This is a genomic window from Aminobacter sp. P4_D5, from assembly GCF_056401815.1.
The window spans coordinates 1-8,191 of the sequence record NZ_JBFUIP010000214.1; the positions used below are offsets into that span (position 1 = coordinate 1).

Annotated in this window: 9 protein-coding genes; 2 read left to right on the forward strand and 7 right to left on the reverse strand. The window is 63.1% G+C overall.

Annotation, left to right across the window (positions count from 1 at the left end; all coding sequences use genetic code 11):
• From carB to AC1DWF_RS28190, 3 genes are all read right to left on the reverse strand, one after another.
• The coding region (gene carB, locus AC1DWF_RS28180) for a carbamoyl-phosphate synthase large subunit (RefSeq protein WP_476842322.1) at window positions 1-1,286 on the reverse strand (1,286 nt) is incomplete at its 3' end.
• A gap of 233 nt (window positions 1,287-1,519) precedes the next feature.
• Window positions 1,520-2,521, reverse strand: coding sequence for a saccharopine dehydrogenase NADP-binding domain-containing protein (locus AC1DWF_RS28185; protein WP_476785396.1), 1,002 nt, complete (start codon window positions 2,519-2,521; stop codon window positions 1,520-1,522).
• A gap of 73 nt (window positions 2,522-2,594) precedes the next feature.
• Window positions 2,595-2,756: a hypothetical protein gene (locus AC1DWF_RS28190; RefSeq protein ID WP_476785397.1), complete on the reverse strand. Its 162-nt coding sequence runs from the start codon at window positions 2,754-2,756 to the stop codon at window positions 2,595-2,597.
• Between the two features lie 123 nt (window positions 2,757-2,879).
• Here AC1DWF_RS28190 and AC1DWF_RS28195 point away from each other — a divergent pair, with 123 nt between their 5' ends.
• On the forward strand, window positions 2,880-3,473 hold the full coding sequence (locus AC1DWF_RS28195) for a TetR/AcrR family transcriptional regulator (protein ID WP_476785398.1): 594 nt from the start codon (window positions 2,880-2,882) through the stop codon (window positions 3,471-3,473).
• Between the two features lie 15 nt (window positions 3,474-3,488).
• Here AC1DWF_RS28195 and AC1DWF_RS28200 read toward each other — a convergent pair whose 3' ends face one another.
• The 3 genes from AC1DWF_RS28200 to AC1DWF_RS28210 form a co-directional block, all read right to left on the reverse strand.
• Window positions 3,489-4,643 carry an alpha-hydroxy acid oxidase gene (locus AC1DWF_RS28200; protein ID WP_476785399.1) on the reverse strand — a complete coding sequence of 385 codons (1,155 nt, stop codon included), beginning with the start codon at window positions 4,641-4,643 and terminating at the stop codon, window positions 3,489-3,491.
• A 70-nt stretch (window positions 4,644-4,713) separates the two neighbouring features.
• Complete coding sequence (locus AC1DWF_RS28205; RefSeq protein ID WP_476789079.1) at window positions 4,714-5,469, reverse strand: metallophosphoesterase family protein; 756 nt, start codon at window positions 5,467-5,469, stop codon at window positions 4,714-4,716.
• A gap of 33 nt (window positions 5,470-5,502) precedes the next feature.
• Window positions 5,503-5,844 carry an ArsR/SmtB family transcription factor gene (locus AC1DWF_RS28210; protein WP_476784129.1) on the reverse strand — a complete coding sequence of 114 codons (342 nt, stop codon included), beginning with the start codon at window positions 5,842-5,844 and terminating at the stop codon, window positions 5,503-5,505.
• Window positions 5,845-5,990: 146 nt separating this feature from the next.
• Between AC1DWF_RS28210 and AC1DWF_RS28215 the strand changes: the two genes are divergently transcribed.
• Window positions 5,991-7,163 (forward strand): MFS transporter, encoded by a 1,173-nt coding sequence (locus AC1DWF_RS28215; RefSeq protein WP_476784130.1) that lies wholly within the window; start codon window positions 5,991-5,993, stop codon window positions 7,161-7,163.
• A gap of 33 nt (window positions 7,164-7,196) precedes the next feature.
• On the opposite strand, the gene AC1DWF_RS28220 is transcribed toward AC1DWF_RS28215, so the two are convergent.
• Window positions 7,197-8,191: Nramp family divalent metal transporter (locus tag AC1DWF_RS28220; protein ID WP_476842323.1), on the reverse strand; the 995-nt coding region annotated here is incomplete at its 5' end.

The following is an 8,191-nucleotide window of genomic DNA, read 5'->3' on the forward strand; positions in this document are numbered from 1 at the left end:
GCTGTAGTCAGCGTCGTTGAGGCGCCGGGGAATTTTTCGAAGGCAAAGCGCGGGATCTTGGTGACGACATAGTCGATCGACGGCTCGAAGGAAGCGGGCGTCGCTCCGCCGGTGATGTCGTTTTCGAGCTCGTCGAGCGTGTAGCCGACGGCGAGCTTCGCGGCGATCTTGGCGATCGGGAAGCCGGTAGCCTTCGAGGCAAGCGCCGAGGAGCGCGACACGCGCGGATTCATCTCGATCACGACGAGCCGGCCGTCGGCCGGATTGACGGCGAACTGGACGTTGGAGCCGCCTGTCTCGACGCCGATCTCGCGCAGCACCGCGATCGAGGCGTTGCGCATGATCTGGTATTCTTTGTCGGTCAGCGTCAGCGCCGGTGCGACAGTGATCGAGTCGCCGGTGTGCACGCCCATTGGATCGATGTTTTCGATCGAGCAGATGATGATGCAGTTGTCGGCCTTGTCGCGGACGACCTCCATCTCGTATTCCTTCCAGCCGAGCACCGACTCCTCGATGAGGACTTCGGTGGTGGGGGAGGCATCGAGGCCGGAGCCGATGATCTCGAAGAATTCGGTGCGGTTGTAGGCGATGCCGCCGCCCGTGCCGCCCATGGTGAAGGACGGGCGGATGATGGCGGGCAGGCCGACATGGTCGAGCGCCTGGGCACCGATCGCCATGGCATGGTTGATGTAGCGCTGCTTGCGGTCGCCTTCGCCGAGGTTCCACTGGGTTTCAAGCGCGTCGAGCGCGGCGTCGAGATTGGCGGGGGCTTCCGCCTTGAGCGCTGCGCGCTCGGCCTCGTGCTTCTTGCGGTCGGCGTCCTTGACGTCGGAGGCGTTGGCCAGCATCGACTTCGGCGTCTCCAGCCCGATCTTGGCCATGGCTTCGCGGAACAGCGAGCGATCCTCGGCCTTGTCGATGGCTGCAGCGTCAGCACCGATCATCTCGACATTGTAGCGTTCGAGCACGCCCATGCGGCGCAGCGAAAGTGCGGTGTTGAGCGCGGTCTGGCCGCCCATGGTGGGCAGCAGCGCGTCAGGGCGCTCCTTGGCGATGATTTTCGCTACCACCTCAGGGGTGATCGGCTCGATATAGGTGGCGTCCGCCAGCTCGGGGTCGGTCATGATGGTGGCCGGGTTGGAGTTGACCAGGATGACCCGGTAACCTTCTTCCCTCAGCGCCTTGCAGGCCTGGGTGCCGGAGTAGTCGAACTCGCAGGCCTGGCCGATGACAATGGGACCAGCACCAATGATCAGGATGGACTTGATGTCGGTGCGTCTTGGCATGGTGTGCGTCCGTAAAAAGGCCTGCGCGAAGAACCGGGACGGGGCAATGCCCGGGCCGGTGCGCAAGTGAGATTCGAGTATCAGGCTAGGCGGGCCTTATAGGGGAAGGATTGGGAGTGGGGAACCCCGAAAAACGCTTTTCCTGTGCTGGAATGCGGGTTTGGCGTGGTGAAGGCGGACAAACGAAAGGGCAGCCGCGGTAACTCACGGCTGCCCTTGGACTGGCGGTCGACTTATGAGGCTTGCGAGATGCTGGCGCCGAACTCCTTGAAGCGCTTGATCGCATAGTCCGCGTCGATCAGCATTTCGGCGAAGTAGAGGCCGGGCGTTGCGGGGGCCTTGCCGTCGAGGCCGATCAGGCGTTCGACCGCAAGCGCCACTGCGAGTGCCGTGACCGGCGCCTGACCCTTGGGATGAACGAACTCGTAGCGGCTGCGGCCAGCGGTGCCGTCCTTCCTCTTGCCCGAGATGGCGATCATGATCTCGGTGGAAAAATGCTCGCCGCGATGGCGGCTTGCGGTTTCGCCAAGCGCGAAATCAAAGCGCACGGTTCGGGCGCCCGTCGTGACCGGCAGGCTGAAGACGTCGAAGGGCGAATAGGTCAAGCCGGGGACCTGCCTGCCATCGACACTGGTCACGGTGCGGCCCTGCTCGCCTGTTGCGGTCCAGTGCCATTTGTTGTCGTCGATAACCAGGGTGTTCGGCACCATGGTGAGGCGGTTGAAATCGGCCTCGGCGGCGGGGCCGCCCATGTCGTGCTCGTCGAGGAGGGCCGCGATCTCGATCGAATCCACCGTCTCGAACTGCTTGGCGAAATGCACGATGGCGAGGCTTGCGGCGCCGCCGAGCCAACTGCTGCCCATGAGGAACGGCGCGTTCGCCTTGTGGGTATAAATGGCGATCTCCGGCCCGATTTCGTGAATGCCGGTGGAGAGGCTCAGATATGGCACCGCTTTGGCCTGGGCGTAACGCAGGGCGTTGAGGGTGGCGTCATAGACGAACATGGCAATGGCGCTGAAGCCTTTGTCCGACGGCAGGCCGAGGTCCTGGCGGTCGAGGTCGACGACTATGGCTTCGGCGTTGCCGATCTCCTTGGCGACCGCATTTGCCTTATCGAGATTGCGCCCGGCGATGGCGATGGGCAGTGCCGGGTGCAACTTGCGCAGCGTGCGGGCGGCGAGGGCGCCGACGAAACCGGAACCGCCGATGATAAGTACGGGCTTGTGCGTTGTCATTTGGGCATAACTCCTCTGTGGCCGCGCAAGGGCGGCGCTGTCATATCTGAATGGAGGGGTGAGGCGGCGGGTGCTATCGCCGCCCAGGATCAGGCGAGCTTGACCAGCAAGTGCGGACGAGGAGCTGACCGGGGGCCGGGGCGGCAAGCGTGCGTTCGACCAGTTCGAAATTGGCGCGGCCGGGCAATCCTGCACGGCGGCTTTTCAAATGGATTTCACGGGCTGCAATGGTCATAAATCGCTCCTATGCTATGTTGTTAATATTGGTAAGTTACTTTATGTAAGTTACCATTGGTAATATGTATTGGCAAGAGCCGCATTCAAGTGCGCTTGGAAAAAAATTGGAGCCATGATCGTCATGAGTGCAGCCGCGACGAAAAAACTGCCGAAGGCCGAACGGCGCGTGCAATTGCTGGAAACCGCGCAGGAGATCGTGCGCGAGGAAGGCACCGACGCGCTGACGCTTGGCCGGCTTGCCGAACGTGCCGGTGTCAGCAAGCCAATCGCTTATGAGCATTTCGGCACCAGGGCGGGGCTGCTGATGGCGCTGTTTTCCGCCTACAATGATCTGCAGCTGGAAGCGCAGCGCCAGGCGCTGGCCTCGGCCGGCAAGACGCTGGGCGATGTCGCGGCCATTTTGGGCGAGGCCTATGTGAATTGCGTTGACACGGTCGGCCCGGAGGTCGGGGCGGTCTATGCGGCACTTTCGGGCACCGAGGAAATGGAAGGGTTCAAGCAGTCGCTGCGGGATGGCTATCTGAACGAATACCGCGAGGCGTTTTCGCGTTTTGTTGAATTGCCCGAGGAACTGAGCGGCGCGATCCTCTCAGGGCTTTTGGGCGCTGCCGAAGCGGTATCGCAGGATGCCGTCGCCGGGCGGATTTCCCGTGACGATGCGATTGCCGCACTGGCGCAGATATTCACCGCGACCCTCGACCGGTTTCGTCGCTGATTTCGTAGGCTGCTGTCAGCGATAGCGCAGGTTTTCGCGCGAGAGCTGGTCGAGGCGGCTGACACCCATCAGTTTCATGTTGCGCTCGATTTCGGTGCGCAGGTTGCCAAGCGCCTTTTCGACACCTTTCTGGCCGCCGGCGGCAAGCGCGTAGAGATAGAGATGGCCGCCCGAACAGGCGGTGGCGCCGGCGGAAATGGCTTTCAGGACGTGGGTGCCGCGGCGGATGCCGCCGTCGCAGATGATTTCGATCTGACCACCCACGGCGTCGGCAATCTCGGAGATCTGGTCGAAGGGCGAGCGCGACCCGTCGAGCTGCCGCCCGGCATGGTGCGGCACCATGATGGCACTGGCGCCAATGGCGACGGCGCGTCTGGCGTCGGCCACGCTCATGATGCCCTTGAGGCAGAACGGGCCGTTCCACTTTTGCCGAAGCGCCTCGGCGTCGTCCCAGGTCATCGACTGGTCGAGCATCTTGGTGAAGTAGTCGCCGATGGAGATGGCGATGTTGGTGCCTTCGCTGACATGGCCTTCGAGCTGCGGCAGGCTGAATTTTTCGCGCAGCAGGTAGTTGAAGCTCCAGCCCATGTGGACGGCGAAGCTGAAGAGGCTGTGCGGCGAGAGGCTGGGTGGGGAGGTGAAGTCGGTGCGCGTGTCGCGTTCGCGGTTGCCTCCGGTGACAGAATCGACCGTCAGCGTAAACACGTCGAATTTGGCCTCCCGGCAGCGCTCGAGCATGCTCCAGTTGAGGCCGCGGTCCTTGTGGAAATAGAGCTGGAACATTTTGGGCGTGCTGATTGTACGCCCAATTTCCTCGATGCTGACGGTGCCGAGCGAGGAGACCGAGAACATGGTGCCGAACTTCTCCGCAGCCTGGGCCACGGCGCGTTCGCCGTCATGGTGGAACAGGCGCTGCAAGGCGGTCGGCGAGCAGAACACTGGCATCGCCAACTTCTGTCCCATTATCGTGACCGACATGTCGACGTTCTCGACGCCGGCAAGCACGTTGGGCACCAGGTCGCAGCCATGGAAGGCCTCGGTGTTGCGGCGGTAGTTGGTCTCGTCTTCGGCGGCGCCATCGATGTAGTGGAAGATCGGCGCGGGAAGCCGTCGCTGGGCCAGCGCACGAAAATCTTCGACGTTGCTGCAGCGATCGATGCGCGAGAACATGTTCGTCCCCCATCGGTTCTCCGAAACTGGAGATTAGACGAAGACGGCCGCTGCAAACAGCCTGATGTACTCAGTCCGGCATGAAGCCGGTGCGCAAGGCGTGTGCCCATTCCGGACGACCGCTCTCTTCGGCGCGGCGGGCGGCAGCCTCGTGATCGTACATGACCGCGAGCGCGTCGATGCCCAAGACCTCGCCCGCGCCATCGAGTTCGACGATGCCGTAGCGTGCCATTGGCGAGCCTTGCTCGGAGACATGAACAGGGGCGTTGTCGTCGTGGTAGGCAGGAGCACCGACGCTGCCCGGATTGAACAGGATGCGGCCATCGGGCAGCCGTATGATATCGGGACGGTGGCTGTGGCCCGAGAGCAAAAGCCGGTATTTTGAGTCTGTCTGCCTGAGGCGGTTGTCGATGACCGGCAGTTGTGCGCGGACGAGCTGGTCTTCGGAGATGATTTCGGAGAGGTAGCGCTCGTCGTGGTTCGGCCGGGCATGGAATGCGAAGACTGTGGGCGCGATCTCCAGCGTCAGTGGCAGCGCCTCCAGCCAGCCGCGCTGGGCAGGCGTCAGGCGATCATTGGCGAAGCGGTCGGACGGCCTCATTTCGTCGAGGGGATCGGTGGCGACGCGGCGGTCGTGGTTGCCGCGCACGGTCGGCCAGTCGAGCGCCTGCAGCCGCTCGGCTGTTTCGCCGGGCCATAGCGGGCCGGAGACTGTATCGCCCAGATTGACGACGACATCGGCCCCGCCGCGCCGGGCGAGGTCGGCGAGCACAGCGTCAAGGGCGAGGATGTTGCCGTGGATGTCGGCGATGACGGCGATGCGCATCTGAGTTTTCCTTCGGCGAAAGCTGTGCCTGGGCTAGTCTTCTTGCTTCAGGCGTTCGGGTGCCGGGATATGCTGTGCGGTGGCGATGATCGAGTCGAGCAGGCCGGGAAACCGCCTGTCGAGATCGGTGCGGCGCAACGAGATCAGCCGGCTCGTTCCCGACAATTCGGTGTGGGTGATACCTGCTTCGCGCAGCTTGGCGAGGTGATAGCTGAGATTGGTCTTGGAGCCGAATCCGAGGAACTGCCCGCAGTTCACCGGCATACCGTCGTTGCGGGCGAGATAGCCGACGATGGCAAGCCGTGTCTGGTCGCCCAGAGCGGCAAGGACGTTGGGCAGGGTGATCTGGTCGATGTTCGGGTGCAGTACGGACATGGCTTGAAGGTAACTGTGTGGCGAGGGCTGTTCAAGGCTCGGTGGCAGCTGCTGACACCAGGCTGGCAGGAGCCGACAAGACGCAGATTGACATGACGTTGCGATAAGTTCAATAGTTCAATATATTTTGAACTAAGGACAATGTCATGGACAAGCGCCTTATCTGGCTCGCGGTCGGCTCGTTTGCCATGAGCACCGTCGGCTTCGTGTTCTCCAGCCTCTTGCCAGCAATCGCCGGCGACGCCCATGTCTCCGTGCCCTTTGCGGGTTACCTCATCATGGCGTTTTCGCTCGCATATGCGATCGGCGCGCCTGTCTTGTCGGCGCTCGCAGGTGAAATCGACCGGCGCCGCGTGCTGGTGGCAACCATGCTGGTCTTCGTCTTCGGCAACATCATTGCCGCGACAAGCGGTTCATTTGCTGGGCTTCTGGTCGGCCAGATCGTGATGGGCATGTCGGCTGGGCTCTATGCGGCGACAGCGCAAGCTACCGCCGTATCGCTGGCCGGACCCGAGCACCGGGCGCGGGCTATTGCCGTTGTCGTTGGCGGAACGACATTTGCCGTGGCGCTCGGCGCGCCGGTGGGCTCGCTGATCGCCACGATGTGGGGCTGGCGCGGAACGTTTGTTGCCATCGCATTGCTTGGCATCTCCTGCGCCGCGATCCTGTGGGTGCGCCTGCCCAGGGGGTCGCGCGGCATCAAGCTGACGCTCGCCGAGCGCTTCACCGCGATTGCTCGGCCCGGCATCCTGCCGTCGCTTCTGGTGACGCTGCTTTATCTCGCCGGCGGCTTCACCGTGATCTCCTACATCGCGCCGCTGGCGCTGGAAGGGGCGGGGCTGCCGTCCATGGCGCTTCCGGGCATGCTGCTCGCCTTCGGCGCCGGCGCTGTCATCGGCAATCTGTCGAGCGGCTATCTTGCGGACCGCATCGGTGCGACGCGCATGGTGGTGATCTCGCTGTTGATGTCGTCGGGCTTCTGCATCGCCATTGCACTGACGCTCAAGCTTCTGCCGCACCATGTCGCCGGACCGGTGCTGATTGGCCTGATGGTGCCGTGGGGTATCATCGGCTGGGCGTTCCCGCCGGCGCAGGCAAGCCGCATCGTCGGCTTCGGCCCTGAAGTCGCGCATCTGACGCTGTCGCTCAATGCATCGGCGCTCTATTTTGGCATAGCGCTGGGCACCGTCATTGGCGGGCGCGTGCTGGAGTTCGCCAAGCCGTCCGATCTCGGCCTCGTCGCTGCGGCCTTTCCGCTGGTAGCGCTTGCCGTGCTCGCGGTGAGCCGCAGGTCGATGGGCGTTGCCGTGGCGCGTTAGGGTAGTGCCGGGGTGCGGACGTCAGTTGGCGCTTCAGTTCAGGACGAAGTCGACCAGCAGCTTGATGTTGAGAGCGGCGATCACAAGGGCAATCAGCGTTGCGAAGGCGATGAGCCAGCGCGGGGCGACCAGCGCGCCCATCTTTTCCTTGCTGGCCGTGAAGATGAACAGGGGAAAGACAGCGAAGGATAGCTGAAGGCTGAGCACGACCTGGGTCAGGATCAACAGCTTCGCGGTGCCGCTGTCGCCGTACCAGATGGTAACCGCCGCCGCCGGAACAATGGCGATTGCGCGGGTGACCAGGCGGCGCAGCCAAGGCGGCAGCTTGATGTGGAGGAAACCCTCCATCACGATCTGGCCGGCGAGCGTTGCGGTCACGGTCGAATTGATGCCGCAGCAAAGCAGCGCGATGCCGAAAAGCGTGGGTGCTATGGCGAGGCCGAGAAGCGGCGCCAACAACGCATGCGCCTCGCCGATCTCGACGACCTCGGTGCGGCCGGTGTTGTAAAAGGCTGCCGCCGCGAGGATCAGGATCGAGGCGTTGATCAGCAAGGCGAACATCAGCGCGATGGTCGAATCCCAAGTGGCGTATTTCAGCGCCTGGCGTTTTTCCACCAAGGTGTCGCCATAGGCCCGCGTCTGGACGATGCCGGAATGCAGATAGAGATTGTGCGGCATCACGGTGGCGCCAAGGATGCCAAGCGCGAGGTAGAGCATCTCGGGATTGGTGACGATCTCGGTGGTCGGCGCGAAGCCCGTGATGACCGCGCCCCAATCCGGATCGGCGAGCGCGACCTGGATGGCGAAGCAGACGGCGATGACGCCGAGCAAGGTGATGATGAGGGCTTCGACCCAGCGAAAGCCGAGCTTCTGCAGGTACAAGATCAGGAAGACGTCGAGCGCGGTGATGACGACGCCGATCTCAAGGGGAATGCCGAAGATGAGATTGAGGCCGATCGCGGTGCCGATGACTTCGGCGATGTCGGTGGCGATGATGGCGGTTTCGGCCATGAACCATAAGACATAAG

Excerpts from the sequence above, each read along its gene's own strand:
- AC1DWF_RS28205 (WP_476789079.1), bottom strand. The coding sequence starts at position 5,469 with ATGCGCATCGCCGTCATCGCCGACATCCACGGCAACATCCTCGCCCTT.
- AC1DWF_RS28190 (WP_476785397.1), bottom strand. The coding sequence starts at position 2,756 with ATGACCATTGCAGCCCGTGAAATCCATTTGAAAAGCCGCCGTGCAGGA.
- AC1DWF_RS28185 (WP_476785396.1), bottom strand. The coding sequence starts at position 2,521 with ATGACAACGCACAAGCCCGTACTTATCATCGGCGGTTCCGGTTTCGTC.
- AC1DWF_RS28195 (WP_476785398.1), top strand. The coding sequence starts at position 2,880 with ATGAGTGCAGCCGCGACGAAAAAACTGCCGAAGGCCGAACGGCGCGTG.
- AC1DWF_RS28215 (WP_476784130.1), top strand. The coding sequence starts at position 5,991 with ATGGACAAGCGCCTTATCTGGCTCGCGGTCGGCTCGTTTGCCATGAGC.
- AC1DWF_RS28200 (WP_476785399.1), bottom strand. The coding sequence starts at position 4,643 with ATGTTCTCGCGCATCGATCGCTGCAGCAACGTCGAAGATTTTCGTGCG.
- AC1DWF_RS28210 (WP_476784129.1), bottom strand. The coding sequence starts at position 5,844 with ATGTCCGTACTGCACCCGAACATCGACCAGATCACCCTGCCCAACGTC.